This window comes from Hahella sp. CR1 (genome assembly GCF_029813005.1).
Taxonomy (GTDB): domain Bacteria; phylum Pseudomonadota; class Gammaproteobacteria; order Pseudomonadales; family Oleiphilaceae; genus Hahella.
In genome coordinates, this window is the sequence record NZ_JAPELK010000001.1 from 235965 (window position 1) to 260116 (window position 24152).

Here is a 24152-nt window from a genome sequence, read left to right on the forward strand (position 1 = left end):
TCAGTCCCCCACGCGCATGTACTTGCGCCCCAGATACAGATAGGCCAACGTCAGCAATGCGATCACCAGGAACAACGCCGTCGAGGCGGCGGAGCCGTATCCCACATCCTGGAAGTCCACCAGTTGCTGGCGGGCGAAAACGGACATGGACATGGTGTCTTCACTGTTGGAAGTCAGCACATAAATCAAATCGAAGATCCGCAGCGCGTCCAAAGCCCTGAACACCACGGCCACCAGGACGGCCGGCATAATCAGCGGCAGCGTCACTCTGAAGAAAACCCTTACCGGGTGAATGCCATCCACTTTCGCCGCTTCATAACAATCCTTGGGCAGCATCTGCAGCGCGGCGAGCATCAACAGCGCCATGAAAGGCGTGGTCTTCCAGACATCGACCATGATCACCGCCACCATCGACAAGTCCGCATCCGCGGTCCAGGCCAGCGGCGCTGAGATCAGACCGATTCCCATCAGCATGTCGTTGAGAATCCCAAACTGGTCGTGCAGCATCCAGCTCCACATCTTGGCCGAGACAATGGTGGGAATCGCCCAGGGAATCAGCACCGCGGCGCGCACCAGACCGCGACCGGCAAAGTTCACGTTCAGGGCCAGCGCCACGATCATGCCCAGCACCAGTTCCACCGACACGGAAATCAGTGTGAACGTCAAGGTGTTCCATACTGACTTCCACCATACGGCGTCGGCCAGGAGGCCGTACCACTCGCCATCTTCCTTGTATAAATAGTTCCCCCAGCCGATGAACTCGGCTGCGTTGAGATCTGTCAGACTGGCGTCAGTAAAACTGAACCAGATCGTGCGTAATAGCGGCCAACCGGCGACCAACAGCAGCGTACAGATCATCGGGGCCAGGAACAGCCAGGCGCTGCGGGCGCGCTGGCGTTGTCGGGACGACTGGGACATCTTGTCGCTTACCTCAGGCCGGGGAGGCGCTGCAGATGCAGCGCCGGATTGAGAGAGTTTCATTTCCATTTTCCGTTACGGGCGAATCGACGCAGTTGGCCTTCCAACTGAGCCAGACTGGCTTCGGCTTTTTCCTTGCCTGATACAACGCTGTGCACGGCGTTGAAGAAAGCGGTGCTGACCTGGTTATACTTACTCTTGGTCACACTGGAGGGACGCGGCACGCCGCTGACGAAGGTTTCATACAGGCTGCCGAAGAAAGGCGTCGCCGCCAGCACGTCCTTGTCTTTGTACAGGGCGTTGATGGTGGGGTTATAAGACGCTTTGATAGCGCGGCGCTTCTGCTCTTCATAGCTGGTCAGATACATGACCAGATCCGCGGACAGTTTCGGGTTTTTGGCGTACTTGGACACCGCCAGCTGCCAGCCGCCCAACGTAGCGCTGTGGCGACCGTCTTCATCGCCTTTCGGCAGCGCCACTACGCCCACTTTGCCTTTGATGGCGCTGTCTTCCGCCTGCGCCAGCGACCAGGCGTAAGGCCAGTTACGCATAAACACGGCGTTGCCTGACTGGAACACGCCGCGGGATTCTTCTTCCGCGTAGTTGGTCACACCCTGCGGACTGATGGTTCCAATCCAGCCGGCGGCGGTGTTCAGGGCCTTGGCGGCCTGCGGGTTGTTGATGGTGATCTTGCCTTTCTCGTCCACCACTGTGCCACCGTTGAAGCTGGCCACCCACTCCGTCGCATTACAGGTCAGCCCTTCATAAGCCCGCCCCTGCCAGACGAAGCCCCACATTTTGTCATTGCCGGCCTTGCGCTCGCCTTCCTGCACCATTTTCGCGGAAGCTTCCAATTGCGCCCAGGTTTCCGGGGGCTGCTGGTTGTATTTTTCCAACAGGTCTTTGCGGTAATACAGCACACCGGCGTCCGTGAACCAGGGCATGGCCACCAGTTTGCCGTCGACAGTATTGTTGTTGACGATGGATTCGAAGTGATCTTTTTCAGCGCCATTGCTGAAAGGTTTGAGGTCGACGAAGTATTGACCCAGCATACCCGGCCACACCACGTCGATCTGGAAAATGTCGATATCCTGACTGCCTGCGGCCAGCAATTGCTGGTACAGCGCCAGACGTTCGGATGAGGAGTTGGGAGTGGACACCACTTTCACCTCATTGCCGGTTTTCTCCGCCCAGGCCTTGACGCCCTCTTTACACAACTCCAGTTCCGCGCCGACAGCGCCGCAGGAAATGGTCAGCGTTTCCGCATGCGCTTGCAGGCTGAAAGCGGCGGACAGAAATACACCCGTACCAATAGCGTTAATTATGGTTTTTTTCATCATGGATTCCTCCGAGTTATTGTTATATGGAGCACATTACGTGGATTGCGAGAATGAAAATAAAGATACACCGTATGCGGAGCGACCGTGAGGACGCCGCCGGCATCAAACCCTCGTCAGATCAAAGACCAGGCGCTGGGAGATACGACTACGGAATGGATTGAACCCTCGCGACGCCCCTCATGGCCGGCGACGCCGGAGCCAATACTGCGTCGTGCGATGCGCCAACTGTATGGCACCGCATGAGCGAAAGATTCTGCGAACAGGGAAATGTGCTTTCCGAAAGGATTTACGACTACGCTGGCGCGATTCGTTGTTTGAGGCTTCTGCGGCTGCTGACGCGCTGAGGAGAGATCTTTGGCGCGGTTTAGAACATCAAACCAGGAACGGAATCCATGTTCCACAGCAACAAGATCCAACGCCTGGGCGTGGGAGATTCCTTGGCTGCGTTTGATTTTCTTGGCGTCACGCTTGAAATTCTTCAGCGTGGTTTCTGATACGTGTCTGCAGGTCGCATGATTCATAGCAATGTCTCGCTACAACGGCAATGACGCGGCCCACTCACATCTTGTCTCATGAGTCACTAAACCTATAACACTCATAGATTTGTAGATAATGTCGTACTCGACTTTGCCTGTGTGGGCGGCAGGCGCATATCAACACCTGTGAAGATCGAAGTTAACAAAAAGTTTTCTGCAACACAAGCGTCGACTTTTACATAGCCCAAATTTCCACGACTCCGGGTTACGTGGACAAGCCTCTGTCGCGCACGTACACTGGGCGCTACGGGCGTCAGACAGATAATCCGAACAGCAAGATTCGGCGCCAGGAATCCGGCAACGCGAGCGCTTTATGAAATCATCCGATCCGCAACTCCAGGGAAAGCGGAACAATCAGCGGCCACAGACGCAACGACCTGCAGACACACAGGATGACTGGTGGAAATACGGCGTTATTTATCAGGTCAATGTGCGCAGCTTTTTCGACGCCAATAATGATGGCGTCGGCGATATCAAAGGCCTGACCGCAAAACTGGACTATTTCGTCGAACTGGGCGTCGCCGCCATCGCGCTGACGCCAGTGTTTACCTCGCCCATGAGCGACTTCGGCTTTGATGTCAGCGACTACTACAGCCTTGATCCCGCTTTCGGCGATCTGGACGATTTCGATGCGCTGATCCGCGAAGCGAATAAACGCGGCCTGCGCGTGTTGCTCGACATCGTCATCAGCCATACTTCCGTGCAGCATCCCTGGTTCCTGGAAAGCAAGCAGGATCGAAATAATCCGAAAGCGGACTGGTACGTGTGGGCGGACGCCCAAGCGGACGGCACGGTTCCCAATAACTGGCAGACGACCTTTGGCCACCCCGCCTGGTCATGGAGCTCCACCCGCGGACAGTACTACCTGCATAACGCTACCAGCCGACAGGCGGACCTCAACTTCCATAACAGCGAAGTCATCGCCGAAGTGCTCAATATTCTGCAATTCTGGCTGGAGCGCGGCGTCGCCGGTTTCCGTCTGGACTGCCCGAACCTGTATACCCATGATAAAAAGCTGCGCAATAACCCGGCGCGGCGCAATATGGCGGCGATTCCTGAAGAAGCGCTGATCAACCCGTTCGAATATCAATTGCAGATCTATAACCAGAACCGCCCCGAAACCCTGCCGACGCTGGCCCGCATCCGCCGCCTGTGTGATCGCTATGAAGCCGCCTTGCTGGGCAGCGTCACCAGCAGCGCCACCTTTGAAATGCTGAACATTTACAGCGGCTCGCAGGAAGGCCTGCAGATGGCGAATATTTACGAGGCTCTGCCCAGCGTCTGCAACCTGCCCGGTCTGGTGGACGTCGTGCGAACCTTCGAGGAGAACTGCGATCAGGTCTGGCCCTATTGGATGCTGAACAACCATGACGTCGCCCGACTGGTGTCACGCTGGGAAGGCGATCATGACGCGCCCCGCCTGGCCGCCATTGTGCTGGCTCTGCATCTGTCACTGAGGGGAACGCCGGTCCTGTTTCAAGGGGACGAACTGGGTCTGGAAGAAGCCTACATTCCTTTCGATAACCTGTGCGACCCTTACGGCAAGCTGTCCTGGCCACAGTACATGGGACGCGACGGTTGTCGTACGCCGTTGCCCTGGGACGACAACCTGCCCCAAGCGGGTTTCTCCACCCATAAGCCCTGGCTGCCCATCGATCCGCGGCACTTGTCCCACGCCATTAATGTGCAGCAAAAAGACCCTGAATCCGTCTTGCGTCGGGTTCAGCGATTCATTCAGTGGCGAGAAGAGCAGCCGGAGATACTGTTGGGCTCAATGTCGATCATTCACGCAGACGCGTCGGTATTGCTGTTGCTGCGCAAGCATAAAGGAGGGCGGTTGCTGGCCGCCTTCAATGTATCCTATGAACCGGCGGAGATTGAGCTTAACCTGCCGCAACCACCAGAAGTCCTAAACGGTCATGGCTTCGCTGGCGAGCTACGGGACAATCGGATTTATCTACCCCCCTACGAAGCGTTCTTTGGCCGTTTGCCCTGAGCAAACGGCGCAGGCGGCTTAGAAGCCTGACCCAGGCTCCTTTAAAAACGCCAGCTCTTCCGGCGTGGATTCACGCCCCAAAATCCCGTTGCGATGGGGGTAGCGACCAAACCGTTTGATAATCGCCAAGTGCTTGTGCTCAAAATCCAGGTTGTTCTCCAGTCCAGGCTGACTGAACAAGCGCACAGCCTGTTCATGGACCACAGCGGATTCGCTATGCATGTAGGGCATGTACAGAAAACTTTTCTCTTCTTTCTGCAGTTCCCCGTCAGCTCCCGCCCGCACTGCTTCCTGAGCCAACGCCAGCGCCATATTGTCCGCCGCGAAGGACTCAGCCTGATCGCGATAGATATTGCGGGAAAACTGGTCCAGTACGATCACCTCCGCCAGACGACCGCGCGGCTCGTCACGCCAGTGCGCCAGTTCACCTGATCTCGCTGCGGTCAGTAAAGCGCTGAAGCGTTCGGCGATGCGTCGATCCAGCGCGTCGCTTTTGCGAAACCAGTCCGCGGGGCTCAATTCTTCAAACCAGAATCGCAGCACCTCATCGGCGGTCAGCGACGGCGCATTTTGCAAACCTGACTCTTTCGTCATGTCCATCCCTCTGCACTTTGTCTAAAATTAATAACATAAGGCAGTTTACACGCTGACCGTCATCGCCACTAATCGGACGCCTGTGACGCAACTCGTCAGGGGTCCTGCAAGCAAAGGTGTCTCATGTCCTCCGACTCCCAGGATCTTAATAACTCCCGCGATCTTCAGCGCCGCCTCAAAAAGCTGAGCAAAAGCGAGCTGACTCAGTTATTGCTGGAGTTGCACGGCAGACATGAAGAGGTGGACGCCTTTATTGATTTGTTCCTGCTCCGGCGCTCACCCGCCGCCTTGTCCGCCAACCTGAGCGAGCGTATCCAGGCGATTGGGCAAAGTCGGCAGTTTATCCGCTATGGCGAAACCTTTGGTTATGCGGCGCAGTTACAGCAATTGTTGCAGGATATCGACGCGAGCCTGATGGATGAATATCCGCTGCAAGCCTGCGACATACTGGCGGAGTTCATCACCACTCACGAAAAAGTCTTCGTGCGCAGCGACGACTCCGCCGGCGCCATCAGCGATGTTTATCGCGAAGCGGTCGCCATGATGGCCAGAGCCATTGCGTCAGCGCGGCGGCGTCAGCGCTTTCCTGAAGGCTATTGGTTAAGCCGTTTCGCCGAATGGCGCAATAAGGACGCCTGTAATCTCCTGCTTGGCTTATTGGCCTCAGATAAAGCCTGTTTTACGGACAGCGAATTGAGTCAGTTGGCCTGGCGTTATGAACGTCAGCTACGTCAGGCGGTGAAAAAAGGACTGGCGCCCCAGGACGATTACTTTCGCGAGGCCTTAGCCGGATTACAGGGAACAGCCCAGGCGATGAACGACCCGGATCTGTACGCCCAGGCGGTAAAGCTGGCCTATCCCGAACTGAGCGATTTTTTGAAGATCGAACTGGCGGAAAATTATCTGAAAGCGTCCGAACCGGACAAAGCGTTGGCCTGTCTGGATGCGCCCGAAGCAGAGAATCCAGATCTGCTGAAAATGCGCCTGCTGGCTTATGAACAGCTCGGCGATCGCGCCAGCAAGCGCGAGGCTTTGCAACGCCTGTTCAATCTGGAGCCCACGCCGGAGCACCTGCAGGCGCTGCTGCAGCTGGCTCCGCGCGAGGAGCGCGAAGACATCATCGACGACGCCATCCAAAGCGCTGAGCAAGCCGGCGACGGCGCCTTGGCGGCCAGCTTGCTGCTGGAGCTGCAACAGCCGCAAAGGGCGCTGGCGCTGCTGCAACAACAAGGCGCAGCGCTACAGCAGTATTATCATGGCGACCTGTTGGCGTTGGCGGAGCGATTCAAAGAGCATCGCATTGGTTTAGGGGCCATTCTTTGTTATCGCGCCCTGCTGGAGGATATTCTCAATCGCAGTTACGCCAAGGCTTACGCTTACGCCGCCGATTACATGAAAGAGCTGGCGGAGCTGGACGCCGCGGCGCCGGACTATAAAACTACGCCTGACCACGGCGCGTTTCTGGCGGAGCTGCGCCGCATGCACCCGGATAAAGCCGGATTCTGGAGCCGGGTGGACGGCTCCGTATTGTTGCGCAGCGTCTGATTGCAGCTTGCACATACGCTTTTCAAAGTGCTTAGCGCAATGCGCGGCGAGTCTGGCGCGACATCATAAGTATCTGTTTTAGAAGAGGTCTATTAGTGGCCTGAGTCTTGCCCATTATTGGTAAAGCTTTAATGGAGCAACCCTTTATGACTCATGCCCGACTTACAGCGCTTACTTTAACGCTGACGATCTCATCCTTGTTTATGCAGGGATGCGGCGGTGGAGGCGGCGCCAGCGGTTCGTCTACGACCGACAGCGCCCCTGCCCCGCAGACGACAGATTCCAGCACACCCTCTACCCTCTCAGCCATTATCAACGATAGCAGGACTTCACTGGACGCCTACGTTAACAAACTGGCGGTCGTGACCATCCCCGATTCGCTGCTCGTCGAATCCCGCCTGTTTCTGAAACTCTACGATGATCCCAACGCGCCGCTTTTTCTGGGTGAAATTATCCCGGTCCAGAACGGACTGCTCTACGAATACCGCTTGGAAGTCAGTCTACTACAAGGCCAAAGTCAGCTTCATTACGACCTCTTTGGCGTCAGCGGAGCCGTTGCCACTGTGACAGGAGATATTACGCTATGAGAGGTTACAACCGCCTTGTTTTATGCCTGTCGCTGTTGGCGATCCACGCGTCGGTCTCAGCAGCCACCGTCTCCAAACGTCTGAATGATGTGATTGAGTCACGAGGAATAGGCAATATTAATGTCATGGACATTGCTGGCAGCCAGCCAGATCTGACAGGCGCCGAGCTGGAGGCGTTCCGCCTGGACAACGGCGGCCGCCTGGTCTTCGCCATCGACGTCAATGAAGCCGCTAACGGCACGGAAAAAGCGTCCTCACAGGGCGTCGCCATCGAAAATCTGGAGTTGATCGTGGAGTCTGCGGGCGTCACCCATGTCTTCACCGACTTCTGGAGCCAAAGCCAAAGCATGCTGGCGCCCAAAGGCGAGCAACAGCGCCAGTTGCGCTACACCCTGATTGGCGACACCGGCTCCAGCCGCATTACCCCCAATACGGACAGCGATATCTATGGATCGGACTTCGACGCCACAGTCTATGTCCCGGTCGATATTGATCTGACCGGAGCAGCCTCGGTCACACTCAATATCCAATTCATGGATACGCAAGTGCAACTGGGCGACCCGGAGGCGTTCTACGACTACTCCAATGGCTATGAAGACATCGCCATCATCTCCGCCGAAGACGCTGCGTTTTTGGATCAATTGCAGGCCGGTTGGCTGGAGGCGCCATTGGTGATCAGGCCAGGCGATTCCGACCTGACGATGGCGAGCGCGCAGTACTTTCCCAGCGCCAACCAGTACTACATCGTTGCCTTTGAGGATTGTTATCCGGAACGGGGCGACTATGACTTCAATGATTTGGTGGTCGCTTATCGCGTCAATGCCGGTTTCAACAAATACGGTAAAGCGGTGCAGATATTTGGCGAAGGTTTTCTGATCGCCAAAGGCGCGGAGTATGACCTGGATTGGGGGCTGTCTTTTAATCTGGGGGCTATCAGCGGCGCCGCCACGACACAAGTACTATCTCCTGAGACCGGCGTAGCCATAGAGGAAGAGAGCCTTGCAACAACAGTGTCCGGCCAGACTGACCTGCCTTTGTTCACGGCAATTAAAAGTTTATGGAGCCCGATCGCTGGCGCGCAATTTATCAACACCGAGCCAGCGCAACCCATCATTCAAGGGCCAGGCTTCACCTTTACGATTGCACTGGATACGCCCATGGAGGCATTCTCTCCCGACGCATTCCGCCCCTATCTTTATGTGCGCCCTAACTTCCAGACCGTCTACGCCGGCATGGATTTCGTGAACGATCAGGGTTACCCCTTCGGCCTGATCCTACCGGACACCTGGTCGCCCCCGACGGAGCGCACCGACATGGGACTGGCCTATACGGATCTGATTGACTATATCGAGTCCGATGGCGCCGCCGCTCTGAATTGGCACGCCAACAAGAATCCCGCTCAGGTAATGACGATTCCTCGCTCAAGCTGGCAATGGCGGTAGTTCCGCTATAGAGAGGCGGGGTTTTTGCCCGACCCATTGAGAAATTGCCTGGGGTTTCTCAGGGTCCACGCCCTCAAAATAATGCACTTCATCCCAGGCGCAGAACTCCCGTCGCAATTCGCCGGGCTGCAATAGAAAGTCAGGATTAGAGGGACGGCCGTACTGCGGCTGCTCCCATGTGAAAGTTTCATAGAAGAGATAGCCGCCAGGGGCCAGGGCGCGTCTTAACAGGGGAAATAGCGGACGATGCAGGTAGCGGAACACCAGAATCGCGGAAAAACTATCGTCGTCCAGGTCCGGCAGGCGCGTCTCCAGGTCGATGCACCAGATACGTCCCGGCAGCCCTTCCTGCGACAACACCTCGGCGATGCCGTCAAGGGCTTCGGCGTCCCGGTCGGCGAAGACCACGTCCCGCCCCCGGCGCGCCAGCCACAACCCATTACGGCCATGTCCACAGGCAAGATCAAGCACCGGCGCTACCGGCGCATCACGAAACGCATCTTGCCAACTGACCAGTAAAGGCGACGGTTCTTCATCATGACAATACATCTGTCATCCTTTCATATCCGAGAGTGAACGCATCACGCGCCGATGTAATAAAGAATAGTATCTAATTGAACCCGGGGCATGGGAAATTACCACGGAAGCCACGATGATCGCGGTCAGCAGCCAGCGATCCGCAGAGGGATACACGCCCAGCATTGAGAACAGAACGAACTTGGAGAGAATCACCGCGCCGCGGACCTGCACCAGCCATAGCCAGTTGGAGAGCAAATCGAGGAGCAGCATCGCCAGGCCGCTGGCCAGGGCGAACATCCAGAAGCCGCGCCATTCTTCCTGCCCGTGGCCGAACCAGATGCCGCCGCACACGCCGGCGACGCTGAGAATATGCAGCGTACGCAGCGCTATCTTCAACCAGCGTTTGCCGGGAAAATCGCCGATTACGCCTGGGGAAGGGGCGTCACTCATTGGGATTGGGCTGATCTGTTCTGGAATGTTCCTGAAAGTATTCGTTATACAGCGAGGTTACACGATCCAGGTAATGATCTAAACATTTGTCTTTTTGGGTCTCGAAAGTCTCTTGCGCAGCCCTGAGCTCCAGCAGACGGTCCAGTCGAAACTCGCGATATTCCTTCCTGAGACGACACCAGGCGACCAGGGTCCAGGTGCGCCCCCAGAAAAACATGCCTAACGGCTCCAGCCAGCGTTCGCTTTCAACCCCATCGACCCGTTTGTAGCGCACCCAGATCAAGGTTTTTTGTCTGATTGCAGCGCGCAGCTCCTCGCCAAACTGGGCGGTTTTGGCGTCGACAAAAAATTGCGGAGAATATATCTGGGTCTGCTCGCCCATGCGTTTCAGGTGCGAGGGAAGCTCCGCCAGAATCTTCTGCAAGGCGTGAGTGGCGGCGCGGCCCATGGCGCGGTCGCTCCAGGCCTGCACCATACGCATGCCCAGCAACAGCGCTTCCAGTTCATCTTCTTGAAAGTTGAGCGGCGGCAAGGTGAAGCCCCTCATCAACCGATATCCCACGCCAGCTTCGCTCTCGATGGGCACGCCGGACACCATCAGCGCCTGGATATCGCGATAGACAGTGCGCTCCGACACTTCTAACTGCTCCGCGATAATCCTGGCGGTGGTGGCCCCACGCCGGCTGCGCAGAATGGTCACGATTTGGAAAAGACGATCAGCTCTGCGCATCCGGGAAAGGATTCCTCACGACATGGGAGATTTCGGTTCTCAGGCGGTCGCTGAACAACCGGAATCGTTCGCCACCTGCAGATGCCGCATTGTAACGGAAGTCGGATCAATATAGCTCATAAAGCCGCGCGTCAGCTCGGAGGTCATGAACATTTCCCCTGCCTGTTTAGCAGCGTCCATGTCCTGCCAGTACACAATGTCAGTCCAGCTGTTTTCCTGAGGGTTCTCGCACAGGCTGCGATACAGGAAGCCGTCACGGTCTCTGACGAAAGCGTTGACGCCCTCGCTGGCTGCGGCGAATGCGCCTTTGTCCGCGTCAGGCAGTAGTTTAAACGTTACAAGTTCTACGATCTGGCTCATGCTCAGTCTCCTTTGTGGAAGTGATATTAAGAACACGGAGACAGCATAAAAAAGAGCTCCTGACAGCATACTGTCAGGAGAAATGGGGGTTGAGGATAAAAACGTTGCGCGACGCAGTGGCCGCGCTGAGTCAAACCGGAACGTCGCTGAGGTTGGCGGCGATCATCGGCATAATGGAGGCTACCAGGAGAAACGACATAGTCAGGTTAAACACGCGCTGTTGTTTGGGTTGAGTCAGCACTTTTTGCAGAATGGCGCCGCACAGCATCCACACTCCGACACAGGGAAAGCTGACAGAGAGAAACGCCAGGGCGATCACCGCCACCTGCGCGCTCATATCGCCACTGACCGTAGTAAAAGCCGCCACCGCGCCAATCGCCATGATCCAGGCTTTGGGGTTTACCCATTGAAACACCGCCGCCTGCCAGAACGTCATGGGCTTGATGTCTTTATCCGCGCGGATAGACGTATCCGTCGTGGCGATTTTCCAGGCCAGATACAACATATAAGTCACGCCCACTGCTTTAACGATGATATGCAGGGCCGGCGCCTGGGCGAATACGGTTCCCAGACCCAGCCCCACTGCGGCGACCATGGAGGGGAAGCCCAGACAAATACCGAGGAAGTGCGGCAGAGTGCGGCGCACGCCGAAGTTAACGCCGGAGGCCATCACCATGATGTTATTCGGTCCGGGGGTGACAGTGGTGGAAACAGCAAACAACAGTACGGCGAAAAATAATTCCATGATGACGACTCCCCGCCGAAGCGGAATAACTGCAACTACCGGGATGCGCGAGTTAATAGAAACCCGAAGCGCGTAGGGATTTGCAAAACTGTAAGGGTTAAAAAAGCCTCCGGACGTGGCGTCCGGAGGCGAAAAATACGAGGGTAAACTCGTATGGGAAGACAAAAATGCTTAACGATCTCGCCTCAGTGCGACCTTAGTCGCGCCAGAAGGGCTTCCTGGCTTCTGCTTCCGCCGCTTCGCGGGTCAGACCGATGTCATCCAGCATACTGTCTGACATCAATGACAGTTGGTGCCGGGTATCGATATTGCGGCGCCATTTGCCAATCAAATCTCTCAAACCATGTCTTGCGGCGTCATGTACGCCATGACTGTCGGAAGGCGTCGCATTCCGACCGAATTTTCCAAAATGTGCTACGGCCATGCTTCATCTCCTCTGCTCGGACGCGATCCGGACAAATCTGTACTCCTGGTCGCGCCTTAATTTTCGCCACCAATCTAGGATGCATACTTTATCGCCCTTTTTTGAGCCGTTACAGATTCAAAAACCAAACATGTTGACCATAACAGATTTCCTAATTACCCTTCTGTTATGGTGTTAACCGGCTAAATCTGTACTGCTTATGGAAATGAATCTTTATGCGCGTCTGGCCGACCAGTTGGCGGATCAGATTCGCGAAGGCGTGTTCCGCGTCGGCGACAAACTCCCTTCCGTACGTCAAATGGCGAAGAAACAACAAGTCAGCATCTCCACCGTCAACACCGCGTACGGCGTTCTGGAGGATCGCGGCTGGATAGAGGCGCGTCCCAAGTCCGGCTACTACGTGCGCAAACGCAAAGAGGACCGGCTCGCCACCCCGACCCAGACTCGCCACACGCCCAAACCCCGTCCGGCGAATACCTCACAGTTGGTCATGGAAGTGCAGCGCGACGCCGCCGCCCGCAAAGGGGTGAGCATGAGCGCGGCGATTCCCGCCCTGGACTTCCCTATTCTCAAGCAAGTACAGCGTACCTTCGCGCAAATGGCGCGCAGCAAGACGTTTCTGGGCATTGGCTACGACTCGCCGGAAGGCGTGCGTGAGTTTCGTCATCAGATCGCCCGCCGCGCCGTGGACGCAGGGGTTTTTATCTCCCCGGAATGCATCATCACCAGCGCCGGCTGCCAGAACGCCATGGCGTTATGCCTGCGCGTGCTGACCCAACCCGGCGATATCGTGGCGGTGGAATCCCCCTGCTACTACGGTCTGCTGCAGATGATCGAGACCTTCGGCCTCAAAGCGCTGGAGATTCCCGCTCACCCGCAAACCGGCCTGAGCCTGGAGGCGCTGCAACTGGCGCTGGAGAAATGGCCGATCAAAGTCGTGCTGACCGTCGCCACTTTCTCCAACCCCATTGGTTCGCTGATGCCCGATGAGCGCAAAGCGGAGCTGGTGAAAATTCTAGGCCGTTACGATATTCCGCTGATTGAGGACGATGTCTATGGCGACCTCTATTTCGGCGATCACCGACCCAAGGCGGTCAAAGCCTTTGACCCAGACGGACGGGTGCTGCTGTGTTCTTCGCTATCGAAGACCATCGACCCGCAGTTGCGTCTCGGCTGGGTGATGCCGGGCCGCTACTTCGAAGCGGTCAGCCATCGCAAGTTCATCAACAGCATCGCACTGCCGACCTTGCCGCAGATGGTGATGGCGGAGGTGCTCTCCCAAGGCATGTATGACCGCCACCTGAGACAGGCGCGGGAGTGCTATCGGCAACGCTTCGCGCGGCTGTTGGACCTGGTCAACGAACACTTTCCCGAGGGCACCCGCATCTCCCGTCCCCAGGGCGGACTGGTGGCCTGGTTCGAACTGCCGCGCAAGATCGACACCACGCAACTGTATCACCGCGCCCATGCGGAAGGCGTCATGCTGGCGCCCGGCGAACTGTTCTCTATTTCGGGCCAGTACCGCCACTGCTTCCGCCTGAATTACGCCCAGGGCTGGTCGCCGGAGCGGGAGCTGGCGGTGCGTAAGATCGGCCAGTGGGTGAAAGAAGAACTACAGTCGTCCTGAACCTACCCCTGCGCAAGTCTCAGAGACGGGAGCGTTCACAGGATTTATACTGGACGCTCTCAAGACCACTCTGCAGCAGGGTATCGCCGCCATGAACGACGCCACAGACGACCGCCATAGTGAAGAAACCGCCGAATGGAAACCCCAGTTCGGCCTGCGCAACCGGCACGTTCAGTCGCTGTTCGCGTCGGTGAAACTGCGACGTCCCATGATGGCGAAACGCGCTCAGGAGGTATTAGATCGCGCCCAGCCTTATATCTTCGACTGCGCTGAAGGAGGCAAAATTCATGGCCTGCTCAGTTGTCGGGAAAACAAGCCGCGCAAGCTGGCCGTATTGATTCATGGCTGGGAAGGCTGCGCCGATTCGCTGTATATACTCTCCCTCGCAGCGCACCTGTATAACGCCGGTTACGATATCTTCCGTCTGCATCTGCGCGATCACGGTCCTACCCATCATTTAACTGAAGAGCTGTTCCACGCCAACCGCCTGGACGAAGTCTGTGAAGCTCTCAATAAAATGCAGACGCAACTGGAGCCGGAACAATGGTATCTGGCCGGTTTTTCTCTGGGGGGCAATTTCGCTCTAAGAGTGGCGACGAAAGTTCAGGAGTTTGGGCTTAAACTGAGCAAAGTGGCGGCGATCTCCCCCGTTCTGGAGCCGATGCACACTTTATGGGCTCTGGAGCATGGTCTGCCGATCTATCGCAGTTATTTCCGCAAGAAATGGTTACGTTCGTTGCGCAAAAAAGCGGACAACCATCCCGGGTTGATCGACTACGACGCCTTCTATGATCGTAAAAGTCTGACGGAAATGAGCGACTACTTTGTCGGCGCCCATACGCCCTACGCCAACTCCGAAGTATACTTCAAAGGCTACGCCGTCACTGGCGAGCGTATGCGCGAGATTCAGGTGGAAACCCGTCTGGTGCTGGCCGAAGACGATCCAGTGATCCCCGCGCGGGACCTGGACCACCTCAACGGCAACCCGCTATTGAAAATAGTGCGCTCCCCCTACGGCGGCCACTGCGGATTTATCGAAAATTTCAAAATGGAAAGCTGGGCGGACCGTTATATCGCCGACTTCCTGGGGGAGGATGCGCAACGCTGATCCCTCTCGCTGAATACATGATTTGAACAGGCACGAATTACCTATGTCGAAGAAAAGCGCAAAAAACTCCGGGCTGGTTTATTCCACAGAGTTTGGTCGGATGTGTCCGGAATGCGGCAAACCCGTGGACGCCTGCGTTTGCGGTCAAGCCGGCGTCCCCCAGGGAGATGGCGTGGTGCGAGTCAGCCGCGAAACCGCAGGTAGAAAAGGCAAAGGCGTCACCGTTGTGAAAGGCGTGCTGCTGGCGGGCGAAGAATTAAAGAATCTCGCCAAGCATCTGAAACAGAAATGCGGCGTTGGCGGCACAGTCAAAGACGGAGTAATTGAAATTCAAGGCGATCATCGCGACCTGATCGTGGAAGAGCTGAAAAAGAAAGGATTTACCGCCAAAAAAGCAGGGGGCTGATGAGCGTCAAAGCATGGCGACGCGCTAATCACAGCTTGATCGCATTTTGCGATTACGTCTATAATTTGTTCATTATCGACACTCAAGTTGTTGGAGCCCGCCATGCCCCAGTCCGTCCGAATCGACGACCTTCTCATTGACAGCGCCAGGCGTGAAGCCAAAGGCGCGCACCGCTCCGTCCAGGGCCAGATTGAACATTGGGCCAAGATTGGCCAGATGGTGGAGCGTTCCGGCGTTTTATCTTACGAGCGCATCCGAAGCTTCCTGTCCGGCGAGATGCCGATAGACAACCTGAACAACGACGAGCGACTGATGGCGTCCCGCACGCTGTTCGACCAGTTCATCGACGACGACTTCAGCTCGGTGACGGACGAACTGAAAGACCGCGATGACAGTTATTACGGCAGCGAGGACGGCGAATCAATCAAGCGTTATGAGCCCTGACTGACCCGAAAGTCATTCATCATACGGAAACACAACAATAAGGACGGAGAGTGAGACGTAAACCGGTTTTATGGGTCCTCGTCGGCGGCAACGGCGCAGGCAAGAGCACTTTTTACAAGCACAAACTCGCACACCTGGACATCCCTTTCGTCAACGCGGATGAGATCGCCAAAGGTTACGCTCAGACCATTGATGACGAAGTCACCTTACGGGCGGCGCAAGAAGCGCAAGCGCTGCGCGAACAGCTCCTGCGCGAGCGGCGCTCCTTCTGCATGGAAACCGTATTTTCCCACCCTTCCAAAGTCGATCTTTTGCTGTCAGCCAAGCGCCATGGCTATGAAATCACGCTGGTTTACATTCATCTGCTGCTGGAAGATCTGCACGTCAACAGAGTCTCCCAGCGCGTGCGCGCTGGCGGCCACGACGTGCCGGAAGAGCGTTTGCGCCGCCGGCTGCCGAGGCTACGGGAAAACGTCAGCGCCGCCATCAATTTTGTCGACTTCGCGTATTTCTTCGATAACACCAGCGCGGAAGCGCCCTATCAGTTTATCGTCAAACTGGAGCATGGCCGTCCAGTACAGTGGGGAGAGACCACGCCAGACTGGGCGCTGCGCATGATTGCGGACTAGCGTCAGCGCTCCGGCGTTACTCTAAGTCCTGCAAAGGCGCGTCCAGCTTGGCGTAACTCAGCCGGGCCAGACGCTGGCTGCGGTGATAGCTGTCTAGGCCGGACAGCGCCACGGTTTCGGCTTTTTCGATATCCACAAAACCATCCTGCATCAGACACTCTGACGGCAACTGCACCTGCAGAATTTCGCCAATCACCAGTTCGGTTCCATTAATGCTGAGATGGTGGTGTTCCCGCAACGCCATCCCCAACGAAATTTTGCTTTCTTTCACAAAGGGCGCGACGAAGTCATCCCGCCATTCCTCAGTCAGTCCGACGGCGGTGAATTCCGAGACCTCTTTGGGGTAGCGGGCGGAAGTCTGGTGAGAGGGCCTGTAAATACCCTCATGCACCTGATTCAGCGTGTAATGCCCTGTTGCAAGAATATTTTCCAGCGTATGCCGTTCAACCGAATGGGGTCGAATGATCATGGCCACCAATGGCGGATGCGCCCCGATATGCGTACAGGAACTGACAATAGAGAGGTTCGTGCGCCCCTCCCGATCCACACTGCCCACAAGATTGGCGCTCTTGAACCCGGACAAGGAGTTGATAAAGGCCACCCGATACAAGTGCGGCATCGCTTCGATATCTTCACGGTTGATCAGCATACAACTCCCATTCTGCAAGTAATGACGGCGAACCAGTCACTATACGCGCATTTTCCGTTTCAGGTTCACTTCAGCCTACTGCTACAGGGGCCCCTCTGGCTTACCTGCTCCCATAGACATCAGGACATCTATCGCCGCTATCTTTCGGTGTTATTGAATAATGAAATAATAGTAACTATTATCATTTACATTCTTAGTATTATTCACCAATAGGAACCGATCCCATGATGCGCCCTTGCAAACTCGCCGCAGCTCTCGCTGTTCCGCTGTTTATGTCCGCCTGCGCCGGGCAGCAGACTTCCAGCACCAGCCAAGTTGTTGAACCGAAACAAGTTGTCGATCACTTCGCTAACATGGCTCACGCCATGTATGAAGATTCTTTGCTGGCGGCGACGCAGTTGAACAAGTCCATCGACGTATTCCTGGCCAACCCCACCCAGGCCAATCTGGATGCAGCCAAAGCCGCCTACGCACAGGCGCGGGTTCCTTATCAGCAAAGTGAAGTTCTGCGTTTTGACGTAGAGAACGGCCATGTAACGGAAGGCCTGGACGCAGATGGCGGCCTCGCCAGCATCGACGCATGGGAAGGTCAGGTTAACGCATGGCCGCTGGACGAAGCCCTGATCGACTACGTTTCCGGCTACTATGAAGGCGAATACAACTCACCCAAGAACATCATCAACAGCACTGGCGTTTTCACCGTTGGCGGCCAGAGCGTTGACATCTCGACCATTACTCCGGAACTGATCGCCGGCATGAATGAAATTGGCGGCGCGGAAGCCAACGTCACCAGCGGCGTGCATGCGATTGAATTCCTGCTGTGGGGCCAGGATCTTAACGGTACTGGACCTGGAGCCGGCGCACGTCCCGTCAGCGATTACTTCACCAAGTCCAGCCAGGGCGCCTGCACCAGCGGCGACAAAAAATCCGACTACAAGATCTGCCAGCGTCGCGCGCAGTACCTGAAAGCCGCAGCAGACCTGCTGGTTAACGATTTACAGGCCATGGAGGCGGAGTGGACGCCTGCCGCCGGTACGCAAAAAGGCACCCTGCGTAACGACTTCCTGACCCGTGGCGACGGCCTGCAGCGCATTCTGGACTCCATGGGCGATCTGGCTATCGGAGAACTGGCCAGCGAGCGTATGAAAGTCGCCATCCTGTTCGGCAGCACTGAAGACGAACACGACTGCTTCAGCGACCTGACCCACATCGCCATCTACAACAACGCGATGGGCGTCGTGGACTCATACCGCGGCAGCTACACCCGCCTTGACGGCAGCGTGGTCAGCGGACCCAGTCTGGCGGATCTGGTGGCGCATCAAAACCCTGTGCTCAAACAGCAAATGGATGAGCACATGAATCTGATCGAGAGCCGCATGCGCGCTATCGTCGACAAAGCGGAAGCGAAGTCCGGCGGTAAGAAGTTCGACCAGTTGGTCGGCGGCAGCGCAGAAGACAAAAAACTGGTGCTGGACGCCGCTGCGGCGCTGGTCAGCCTGGAAGAACCTTTGAGCGAAGGCGTGTCCAAAGTGCTGGCTCTGAGCCTGCAGGAATTCGACGCCGGCACCTGTCCAACTGAAAACGTGGGCGACTGCGAATCCTGATCCTGATATAAATCACGGCGGTCGGGCGAAAATTGGGTAAAATCCCTGGCCGACCGCCGTAATCTCTGAATAATTAGCTGTGATGAAATAATGAAAAAATCGGGACCAACACCCTTTTACCCACACCCATTATCTAAACTCCCCGGGAAGCGCCAAGGCGCTTTTTTTGCGTTTATACAGGGCGCTTTTTTGATCACCGCGTCCTCCTGCGCCGCTGCGGTGGAATACGATCTCGCCACCCAGAAGCAGTCCGGCGGAGACACGACTGTACCGGCGACGCACGCCGGCGCCTTCAGTTTGAATTCCGCCAACATGAGCTCCCGTCGCAAAGGCGACTTCCTGATTGGCAACGATTTTTTTGAAGACCCCTGGGTCATCGCGCCAGCGACTACCGATCTGCGCGACGGTCTGGGACCGCTGTTTAACGTCAGCGCCTGCCAAAGCTGTCACTTCAATGACGGTCGCGGCCATGCTCCCGCCAACGCTGCGGATGACGCAGATAGCCTGTTGATCCGTTTGAGCCGACCCGCGCGTAACGCTGAAGAGCAGGCGTTATTGGACAAACCCGACGTGGCCAATCTGGGCGATCCGGTTTACGGCGGTCAGTTGCAGGACCGCGCCATTCCAGGAGTGTCGCCGGAAGCCCATATTGAAGTCAGCTACAACGAAGAGACCGTCAGCTTCGCTGACGGCTTCAAGGTCAGTCTGCGACGGCCGGAATGGCGTCTGCGCAACTGGGCCTATGGCGATCCTGCGGACGACCTGACTCTGTCTTTGCGAGTGGCTCCGCCGGTAATCGGTCTGGGCCTGCTGGAAGCTATTCCCCAGGCGGATATTGAAGCTCTGGCGGACCCGCAGGACAGCAACCATGACGGCGTATCCGGGCGCACCAACCAAGTTTGGGACGTAGAGCAAAAAGCGCAAACGCTTGGCCGCTTTGGCTGGAAAGCCGGACAACCCACCGTCAAACAGCAGACGGCCGGCGCCTTCAATGGCGACATGGGCCTCACGTCCTCCCTGTTTATCACAGACCATTGCACAGACGCCCAAAGCGCGTGCAAAAAGGCGCCCAATGGCGCGGATGAAAACGGCATTGAAATTCGCGACGACATCCTCGATTTCGTCGCCTTTTACGGCCGCAATCTGGCGGTTCCCGCACGTCGTAACATTGAGGACAGCATCGTACAAACAGGCCACCGTCTGTTTCGAGAAGCTGGCTGCAACGCCTGTCACAATGAGTCTTTCGTCACCGCGAAGCTGGGCAAAGATCATATCGAACAATCCGAGCAGACTATTTTCCCTTACACGGACATGCTGCTCCACGATATGGGCCCGGATCTGGCGGACCTGAAACTGAACGGTTCTCCCGCGCCTGCTGACGAAGTGGTGGAGCATGACGCCACCGCAACGGAATGGCGCACGCCGCCGCTTTGGGGCATAGGGTTGAGCCAGGTCGTCAATCCACAGGCGACATATCTGCATGACGGGCGCGCGCGCACCTTGCTGGAGGCCGTGCTTTGGCACGGCGGCGAGGCGCAGCAATCACGGGATAAAGTGCTGGCGTTTAAAGCGGATGATCGTGATGCGCTGGTGAAGTTTTTGGAATCTCTGTAGAGGAGTCCGCTTTTGAATTCTAAATCGACAAGTCTATTCAGACTGTTCCGCGCTGGCGTCCTGACGGCGTCCGCGCTGTCGCTGTCCTCAGTGGCCGCGGGAGAAAGCTTTGAGAAGGAATACCTGCAGATTCTAAAGCAGGCCAGAAACAATATGATCGTTCCCGCCCACCGAGAGCTCAGCGCCAGAGTCCAGACGCTCAAGGCCAAAGCGTCCGCTCTGTGCGAGGCGACGAACGCGCAGTCTCTTGAGCAAGCGCAACAGGCATGGCGCGACGTCATGCAAACCTGGATGAGCGTATCGCTCATCCAGTTCGGTCCACTCCAGGAGCAGGACCGCCGCCTGCGTATGCAAAGCTGGCCAATCCGGGAAAAACTGCTGGAGCGCGCTGTAGAAGGACTTGCGTCTGGATCAGACCCGCTGCTGGACGCCATCAACAACGGCAGTATCGCTATCCAGGGATTGCCTGCAGTTGAATACCTGCTGTTCGGCAAAGACGCCCTGAATAAACTGCAGTCCGCCGATTACGGCGCGCGCCGCTGTCAGGCCCTGACGGCGATCGCCGACCACAGCGTTACGCTGGCGACGGAGCTGGAAAAGGAATGGACAGACGGCTTCGGCGACAATTTCGAAAATCCCTTTGAAGCCGATGGCGATCTCAGCGTGCCCCAGGAAGGCGTCGATGAATACCTGAACGGGCTCATGACCGGCATCCAGCAAATCACCGCCAACAAAGTGGCGGCGCCACTGGGTCTGGAAGGTCGCGCCGCCAAATTGAAAGCGCTGGAGTCCTTCCACAGCCGCAACTCCATCGCCAATATCCGCCACAATCTCAGTGCGCTGAGACGCTTTTATATGGGCGGCGACGGTTATGGCTTTGACGACTTCCTGCTCTCCCGCGATAACGCAGCCATGCATAAAAAAGTCACCGGACTGCTGGATGAGGTTGATGCGCAACTGGCGCAGATCGACTTCGCTCTGGAAGACGCCGTGAATGACGCGGAAAAAACCGCCAAGGTTAAAAAGCTGCATGAAGCCCTCCGCCAATTGCAGGCGACCGTGGAAAAAGAACTGTTTCCCGCTATCGGCGTCACCCGGGATTTCAACAGCGAGGATGGGGACTGATATGCGCACCAAACCCAATCACCACTCCCAACTTACCTTGACCCGTCGGCAACTGGCTCGCGGACTCGCGCTCGGGGGACTGGCTATGGCTGTCCCTGGCTGGGCCTTCGCCGCCAAACAGTCGACCAGCGGCAGCGTCGCTACAGGCGCGCTGTTTTCATCCGTGAATGGCGCTGGCGGCGACTCCCATCTGATATTGTGGAGTCTGCAAGGCGACGTCCTGATGGAGCACGCCCTACCCGGACGCGGGCACGGCGTGGCGCGCCATCCCTCCGGCGAGGAGTTCGTCCTGGTCGGCCGTCGTCCCGCCCGCTTTGCGGCGGTAGTGCGCCGCCAGGCGGATGGCGAACCCAGCTATGAAGAGTTCTCCAGCGCGGAAGGCAGACATTTCTTCGGTCACGCCTGCTACTCCCGCGATGGTCGCTATCTCTACACCACGGAAAACGATTACGCCAGCGGCCGCGGCGTCATTGGCGTTCGCGACGCCCAGGACGGCTACCGTCAGGTGGGTGAGTGGTCCAGCGGCGGCGTCGGACCGCACGAGCTGCGTTTATCTGCGGATGGCAAAGCCCTGGTAGTGGCCAATGGCGGCATCCAGACTCACCCGGATAATCCACGGGAAAAAATGAATCCTGACGCCATGGAACCTTCACTGGCTTATATCGACATCGCCAGCGGAGCGTTATTGGAGCGCTGGGAGCTGGAAGATAAAAAGCTCAGCATTCGCCATTTGGACGTGGCCGACGACGGCACAGTCTGCTTCGGCTGCCAGTACGAAGGCCCTCCCACGGATACGCCACCGCTGGTCTACATGCACAAGTCCGGTTCGCCAATTCAAGCCGCGTCGGCTGAATACAGTCTGTGGCGCAGCCTGAAGAATTACACCGGCAGCGTGGTGATCAATTCACAGCTGCGCGTGGCGGGCATCACCTCTCCCAGAGGGGACTCCATCACCTTATGGAGCTTGGACGCACATAAATGCGTTGGGAAGATCAACCTGCCGGATGTTTGCGGACTCTCGTTGACGCCTGACGGCAAAGAATTCCTGGCCAGCAGCGGCGAAGGGGAAGTCATCCGCGTCGACCCGACAACGATGAAAGTTGAACAGCATTGGTCTGTCGCCGGCACCCGCTGGGATAACCACATGACGCTGGCGGGCTAGCCCCGCAAGCCGTCAGCGCTTTTATTCCGCCAGGGTCAGCACGACCCTGGCGCGCTCAAGCTGGGCCCAATCTTCCTCCTCTCTCGACGTCACTCTGTGACAGGGCTATTATTTGGGTCCGCTGTCTCCCCGGAAGGATTGTTATGCCGCAGACCATCGCTTTGATCGACACTCTCAAACGCACCCTCAAAGCCCAAGGGAAAACCTACGCTGACGTCGCCGCCGCGTTGGAATTATCCGAAGCCAGCGTCAAGCGCTTATTCTCCGAACGCAGCTTTTCGCTGCAGCGGCTGGACCGGGTTTGCGAGTTCCTCGGTATCGAAATATCCGATCTGGTGCGCAGTATGGAAAACAGTTCTGGAGAAATTACGGAACTGACTGAGGAGCAGGAAAAGGATCTGGCCGGCGATATCAATCTGTTGCTCACCGCGCAACTGCTACTGAATAAATGGACCTTCAAAGAAATCATCAGCACCTATCAAATCGAAGAACTGGAAGGCGTGCGGCTACTGGCCAAGCTGGACCGTATGAAGCTGATTGAATTATTGCCGGGCAACCGGGTGAAGCTGAAAATCTCCCGACACTTCTCCTGGCGCCCTCATGGCCCCATCCAGCAATTCTTTGAACAACAAGTGCAAAACGAATTTCTGCAATCGCGCTTCAACAAGAATGGAGAAAGTCGACTTTTCCTGAGTGGAATGCTGTCACGACGTTCGAACGCGGAAATTCAGCGTCGCATGCAACGTCTGGCGGCGGAGTTTCACGCCTTGGTGGCGGAGGATGAAGCCATCCCGCTGAACGATAAATTTGGCACCGCCTTCGTCATGGCGATTCGACCCTGGGAGCCGCAGTCTTTCACTAGGTTGCGTCGCGAACCTTCTACGAAGAAGTTCTAGGCGCCGTTCCCTCAAAGCGCAGCAGGGACCAACTTTGCAGCCGGTCCCTGCCAATCATCAATCATGGGCAATCATCCCTGCACACCTAAACTAGGAGGTTACAGGCGCCCTCGCAGGCGTTAATCGTTGCTGCCGAATTTCTCCCATTTAATATCACGCGCTGACGAATCATCGTCCATCATGGTGCGGTCATAGCGCATGGTTTTACCATCTTTCATCATACCGGGGCCCGCTGCTGTGGGCTCGCCGTATTCCAGATAAAAATCTGTCACCAGCTGTTCAAGGTTCTGATGTTCAACATTTTCGGATTTCTGGTTTGCGATGCTCAAATCGCCTGCGACCGATAGAGAGCTGGCCAACGCTAGCGCTAAACCAGCGATAAAGCCTACTGATTGTTTAGTACACATACGTCACCTCCTCAGTTTTCGGGAGTTTTGTTGTTCCTGCTGCGCCAAAAATTACGGTCTCTTTTTCAGTTTGGACCATAAATTCCGCGAGTTGGCGCCCGCAAACTGGTTAATTTTTGTTCACAAAAAAGCGGCGGCCTGCGTACGTATTTGTAACAATGTGTGGCATAGCGGATGCATAGTCATACAGACCAAATACCGCTCAATTTGTGACCCGCCAAGCATTTCAAGCCCATTGCATTGGAAGAAAATAGAACACTTTGTAACCTTATCTTTGTATCCGCACAGTCAAAGC

The 24152-nt window shown here is 56.5% G+C and carries 26 protein-coding genes; 14 read left to right on the forward strand and 12 right to left on the reverse strand.

From position 1 onward, the window contains the following. The 3 genes from ONV78_RS01050 to ONV78_RS01060 all read right to left on the reverse strand — a co-directional run bounded on the left by ONV78_RS01050 (nucleotide 1) and on the right by ONV78_RS01060 (nucleotide 2779). On the reverse strand, nucleotides 1–918 hold the full coding sequence (locus ONV78_RS01050; protein ID WP_127974392.1) for a sugar ABC transporter permease: 918 nt from the start codon (nucleotides 916–918) through the stop codon (nucleotides 1–3). 59 nt (nucleotides 919–977) lie between these two features. Then, nucleotides 978–2255, reverse strand: a complete 1278-nt coding sequence (locus tag ONV78_RS01055; RefSeq protein ID WP_279501755.1) for an ABC transporter substrate-binding protein — start codon at nucleotides 2253–2255, stop codon at nucleotides 978–980. A gap of 116 nt (nucleotides 2256–2371) precedes the next feature. Then, nucleotides 2372–2779, reverse strand: a complete 408-nt coding sequence (locus ONV78_RS01060) for a glyoxalase superfamily protein (RefSeq protein WP_216735403.1) — start codon at nucleotides 2777–2779, stop codon at nucleotides 2372–2374. Between the two features lie 328 nt (nucleotides 2780–3107). Here ONV78_RS01060 and ONV78_RS01065 point away from each other — a divergent pair, with 328 nt between their 5' ends. After that, the gene (locus tag ONV78_RS01065; RefSeq protein WP_279500370.1) at nucleotides 3108–4790 is read left to right on the forward strand and encodes an alpha glucosidase; all 1683 of its coding nucleotides are present in this window, start codon (nucleotides 3108–3110) and stop codon (nucleotides 4788–4790) included. A gap of 18 nt (nucleotides 4791–4808) precedes the next feature. Here ONV78_RS01065 and ONV78_RS01070 read toward each other — a convergent pair whose 3' ends face one another. After that, nucleotides 4809–5384, reverse strand: a complete 576-nt coding sequence (locus ONV78_RS01070) for a DUF924 domain-containing protein (RefSeq protein ID WP_279500372.1) — start codon at nucleotides 5382–5384, stop codon at nucleotides 4809–4811. 123 nt (nucleotides 5385–5507) lie between these two features. Between ONV78_RS01070 and ONV78_RS01075 the strand changes: the two genes are divergently transcribed. The 3 genes from ONV78_RS01075 to ONV78_RS01085 all read left to right on the forward strand — a co-directional run bounded on the left by ONV78_RS01075 (nucleotide 5508) and on the right by ONV78_RS01085 (nucleotide 8958). Further along, the gene (locus ONV78_RS01075; RefSeq protein WP_279500374.1) at nucleotides 5508–6929 is read left to right on the forward strand and encodes a DUF6880 family protein; all 1422 of its coding nucleotides are present in this window, start codon (nucleotides 5508–5510) and stop codon (nucleotides 6927–6929) included. A 146-nt stretch (nucleotides 6930–7075) separates the two neighbouring features. Further along, nucleotides 7076–7516: a hypothetical protein gene (locus tag ONV78_RS01080; RefSeq protein ID WP_279500376.1), complete on the forward strand. Its 441-nt coding sequence runs from the start codon at nucleotides 7076–7078 to the stop codon at nucleotides 7514–7516. Further along, nucleotides 7513–8958: an LruC domain-containing protein gene (locus tag ONV78_RS01085; protein ID WP_279500378.1), complete on the forward strand. Its 1446-nt coding sequence runs from the start codon at nucleotides 7513–7515 to the stop codon at nucleotides 8956–8958. Before ONV78_RS01080 ends, ONV78_RS01085 begins: the two co-directional genes overlap by 4 nt. Here ONV78_RS01085 and ONV78_RS01090 read toward each other — a convergent pair. From ONV78_RS01090 to ONV78_RS01115, 6 genes are all read right to left on the reverse strand, one after another. Continuing rightward, nucleotides 8938–9507, reverse strand: coding sequence for a class I SAM-dependent methyltransferase (locus ONV78_RS01090; RefSeq protein ID WP_279500380.1), 570 nt, complete (start codon nucleotides 9505–9507; stop codon nucleotides 8938–8940). The two genes, ONV78_RS01085 and ONV78_RS01090, sit on opposite strands and share 21 nt — an antisense overlap. Nucleotides 9508–9510: 3 nt before the next feature. Continuing rightward, complete coding sequence (locus tag ONV78_RS01095) at nucleotides 9511–9927, reverse strand: hypothetical protein (protein ID WP_279500381.1); 417 nt, start codon at nucleotides 9925–9927, stop codon at nucleotides 9511–9513. Continuing rightward, entirely contained in the window at nucleotides 9920–10657 is a 738-nt protein-coding gene (locus tag ONV78_RS01100) for a YafY family protein (protein WP_216735396.1), read from the reverse strand. The genes ONV78_RS01095 and ONV78_RS01100 overlap by 8 nt, the downstream gene beginning before the upstream one ends. A gap of 39 nt (nucleotides 10658–10696) precedes the next feature. Continuing rightward, nucleotides 10697–11017 carry a hypothetical protein gene (locus ONV78_RS01105; RefSeq protein ID WP_216735395.1) on the reverse strand — a complete coding sequence of 107 codons (321 nt, stop codon included), beginning with the start codon at nucleotides 11015–11017 and terminating at the stop codon, nucleotides 10697–10699. 130 nt (nucleotides 11018–11147) lie between these two features. Beyond that, nucleotides 11148–11762 (reverse strand): LysE family translocator, encoded by a 615-nt coding sequence (locus tag ONV78_RS01110; RefSeq protein ID WP_279500384.1) that lies wholly within the window; start codon nucleotides 11760–11762, stop codon nucleotides 11148–11150. Between the two features lie 196 nt (nucleotides 11763–11958). Further along, nucleotides 11959–12186 carry a DUF1127 domain-containing protein gene (locus tag ONV78_RS01115; RefSeq protein ID WP_279500385.1) on the reverse strand — a complete coding sequence of 76 codons (228 nt, stop codon included), beginning with the start codon at nucleotides 12184–12186 and terminating at the stop codon, nucleotides 11959–11961. Nucleotides 12187–12385: 199 nt separating this feature from the next. Here ONV78_RS01115 and ONV78_RS01120 point away from each other — a divergent pair, with 199 nt between their 5' ends. The 5 genes from ONV78_RS01120 to ONV78_RS01140 all read left to right on the forward strand — a co-directional run bounded on the left by ONV78_RS01120 (nucleotide 12386) and on the right by ONV78_RS01140 (nucleotide 16400). Continuing rightward, nucleotides 12386–13813, forward strand: a complete 1428-nt coding sequence (locus ONV78_RS01120) for a PLP-dependent aminotransferase family protein (RefSeq protein ID WP_127967930.1) — start codon at nucleotides 12386–12388, stop codon at nucleotides 13811–13813. Between the two features lie 91 nt (nucleotides 13814–13904). Then, the gene (locus ONV78_RS01125) at nucleotides 13905–14921 is read left to right on the forward strand and encodes an alpha/beta fold hydrolase (protein WP_279500386.1); all 1017 of its coding nucleotides are present in this window, start codon (nucleotides 13905–13907) and stop codon (nucleotides 14919–14921) included. A gap of 43 nt (nucleotides 14922–14964) precedes the next feature. Beyond that, complete coding sequence (locus ONV78_RS01130; RefSeq protein ID WP_279500387.1) at nucleotides 14965–15327, forward strand: translation initiation factor Sui1; 363 nt, start codon at nucleotides 14965–14967, stop codon at nucleotides 15325–15327. Between the two features lie 102 nt (nucleotides 15328–15429). Beyond that, entirely contained in the window at nucleotides 15430–15771 is a 342-nt protein-coding gene (locus ONV78_RS01135) for a ParD-like family protein (protein WP_279500388.1), read from the forward strand. Nucleotides 15772–15821: 50 nt separating this feature from the next. Next, complete coding sequence (locus tag ONV78_RS01140) at nucleotides 15822–16400, forward strand: AAA family ATPase (protein WP_279500389.1); 579 nt, start codon at nucleotides 15822–15824, stop codon at nucleotides 16398–16400. A 16-nt stretch (nucleotides 16401–16416) separates the two neighbouring features. Here the strand turns inward: ONV78_RS01140 and ONV78_RS01145 are convergent, their stop codons facing one another. Next, complete coding sequence (locus ONV78_RS01145) at nucleotides 16417–17049, reverse strand: flavin reductase (RefSeq protein ID WP_279500390.1); 633 nt, start codon at nucleotides 17047–17049, stop codon at nucleotides 16417–16419. A gap of 224 nt (nucleotides 17050–17273) precedes the next feature. On the opposite strand from ONV78_RS01145, the gene ONV78_RS01150 reads away from it, so the two are divergent. From ONV78_RS01150 to ONV78_RS01170, 5 genes are all read left to right on the forward strand, one after another. Next, nucleotides 17274–18653: an imelysin family protein gene (locus ONV78_RS01150; protein ID WP_279500391.1), complete on the forward strand. Its 1380-nt coding sequence runs from the start codon at nucleotides 17274–17276 to the stop codon at nucleotides 18651–18653. A gap of 189 nt (nucleotides 18654–18842) precedes the next feature. Further along, entirely contained in the window at nucleotides 18843–20267 is a 1425-nt protein-coding gene (locus ONV78_RS01155) for a di-heme oxidoredictase family protein (protein ID WP_279500392.1), read from the forward strand. 12 nt (nucleotides 20268–20279) lie between these two features. Beyond that, entirely contained in the window at nucleotides 20280–21392 is a 1113-nt protein-coding gene (locus tag ONV78_RS01160) for an imelysin family protein (RefSeq protein WP_279500393.1), read from the forward strand. A 1-nt stretch (nucleotide 21393) separates the two neighbouring features. Next, complete coding sequence (locus tag ONV78_RS01165; protein WP_279500395.1) at nucleotides 21394–22554, forward strand: DUF1513 domain-containing protein; 1161 nt, start codon at nucleotides 21394–21396, stop codon at nucleotides 22552–22554. 143 nt (nucleotides 22555–22697) lie between these two features. Further along, nucleotides 22698–23450, forward strand: a complete 753-nt coding sequence (locus ONV78_RS01170) for a helix-turn-helix transcriptional regulator (RefSeq protein WP_127967920.1) — start codon at nucleotides 22698–22700, stop codon at nucleotides 23448–23450. 119 nt (nucleotides 23451–23569) lie between these two features. On the opposite strand, the gene ONV78_RS01175 is transcribed toward ONV78_RS01170, so the two are convergent. Further along, complete coding sequence (locus ONV78_RS01175) at nucleotides 23570–23857, reverse strand: hypothetical protein (protein WP_279500398.1); 288 nt, start codon at nucleotides 23855–23857, stop codon at nucleotides 23570–23572. Nucleotides 23858–24152 lie beyond the last annotated feature (295 nt).

Bases quoted from the DNA above. Each gene is read 5' to 3' on its own strand.
- ONV78_RS01050 (WP_127974392.1), bottom strand. From the start codon at position 918: ATGTCCCAGTCGTCCCGACAACGCCAGCGCGCCCGCAGCGCCTGGCTG.
- ONV78_RS01055 (WP_279501755.1), bottom strand. From the start codon at position 2,255: ATGAAAAAAACCATAATTAACGCTATTGGTACGGGTGTATTTCTGTCC.
- ONV78_RS01060 (WP_216735403.1), bottom strand. From the start codon at position 2,779: ATGAATCATGCGACCTGCAGACACGTATCAGAAACCACGCTGAAGAAT.
- ONV78_RS01065 (WP_279500370.1), top strand. From the start codon at position 3,108: ATGAAATCATCCGATCCGCAACTCCAGGGAAAGCGGAACAATCAGCGG.
- ONV78_RS01070 (WP_279500372.1), bottom strand. From the start codon at position 5,384: ATGACGAAAGAGTCAGGTTTGCAAAATGCGCCGTCGCTGACCGCCGAT.
- ONV78_RS01075 (WP_279500374.1), top strand. From the start codon at position 5,508: ATGTCCTCCGACTCCCAGGATCTTAATAACTCCCGCGATCTTCAGCGC.
- ONV78_RS01080 (WP_279500376.1), top strand. From the start codon at position 7,076: ATGACTCATGCCCGACTTACAGCGCTTACTTTAACGCTGACGATCTCA.
- ONV78_RS01085 (WP_279500378.1), top strand. From the start codon at position 7,513: ATGAGAGGTTACAACCGCCTTGTTTTATGCCTGTCGCTGTTGGCGATC.
- ONV78_RS01090 (WP_279500380.1), bottom strand. From the start codon at position 9,507: ATGTATTGTCATGATGAAGAACCGTCGCCTTTACTGGTCAGTTGGCAA.
- ONV78_RS01095 (WP_279500381.1), bottom strand. From the start codon at position 9,927: ATGAGTGACGCCCCTTCCCCAGGCGTAATCGGCGATTTTCCCGGCAAA.
- ONV78_RS01100 (WP_216735396.1), bottom strand. From the start codon at position 10,657: ATGCGCAGAGCTGATCGTCTTTTCCAAATCGTGACCATTCTGCGCAGC.
- ONV78_RS01105 (WP_216735395.1), bottom strand. From the start codon at position 11,017: ATGAGCCAGATCGTAGAACTTGTAACGTTTAAACTACTGCCTGACGCG.
- ONV78_RS01110 (WP_279500384.1), bottom strand. From the start codon at position 11,762: ATGGAATTATTTTTCGCCGTACTGTTGTTTGCTGTTTCCACCACTGTC.
- ONV78_RS01115 (WP_279500385.1), bottom strand. From the start codon at position 12,186: ATGGCCGTAGCACATTTTGGAAAATTCGGTCGGAATGCGACGCCTTCC.
- ONV78_RS01120 (WP_127967930.1), top strand. From the start codon at position 12,386: ATGGAAATGAATCTTTATGCGCGTCTGGCCGACCAGTTGGCGGATCAG.
- ONV78_RS01125 (WP_279500386.1), top strand. From the start codon at position 13,905: ATGAACGACGCCACAGACGACCGCCATAGTGAAGAAACCGCCGAATGG.
- ONV78_RS01130 (WP_279500387.1), top strand. From the start codon at position 14,965: ATGTCGAAGAAAAGCGCAAAAAACTCCGGGCTGGTTTATTCCACAGAG.
- ONV78_RS01135 (WP_279500388.1), top strand. From the start codon at position 15,430: ATGCCCCAGTCCGTCCGAATCGACGACCTTCTCATTGACAGCGCCAGG.
- ONV78_RS01145 (WP_279500390.1), bottom strand. From the start codon at position 17,049: ATGCTGATCAACCGTGAAGATATCGAAGCGATGCCGCACTTGTATCGG.
- ONV78_RS01150 (WP_279500391.1), top strand. From the start codon at position 17,274: ATGATGCGCCCTTGCAAACTCGCCGCAGCTCTCGCTGTTCCGCTGTTT.
- ONV78_RS01165 (WP_279500395.1), top strand. From the start codon at position 21,394: ATGCGCACCAAACCCAATCACCACTCCCAACTTACCTTGACCCGTCGG.
- ONV78_RS01170 (WP_127967920.1), top strand. From the start codon at position 22,698: ATGCCGCAGACCATCGCTTTGATCGACACTCTCAAACGCACCCTCAAA.
- ONV78_RS01175 (WP_279500398.1), bottom strand. From the start codon at position 23,857: ATGTGTACTAAACAATCAGTAGGCTTTATCGCTGGTTTAGCGCTAGCG.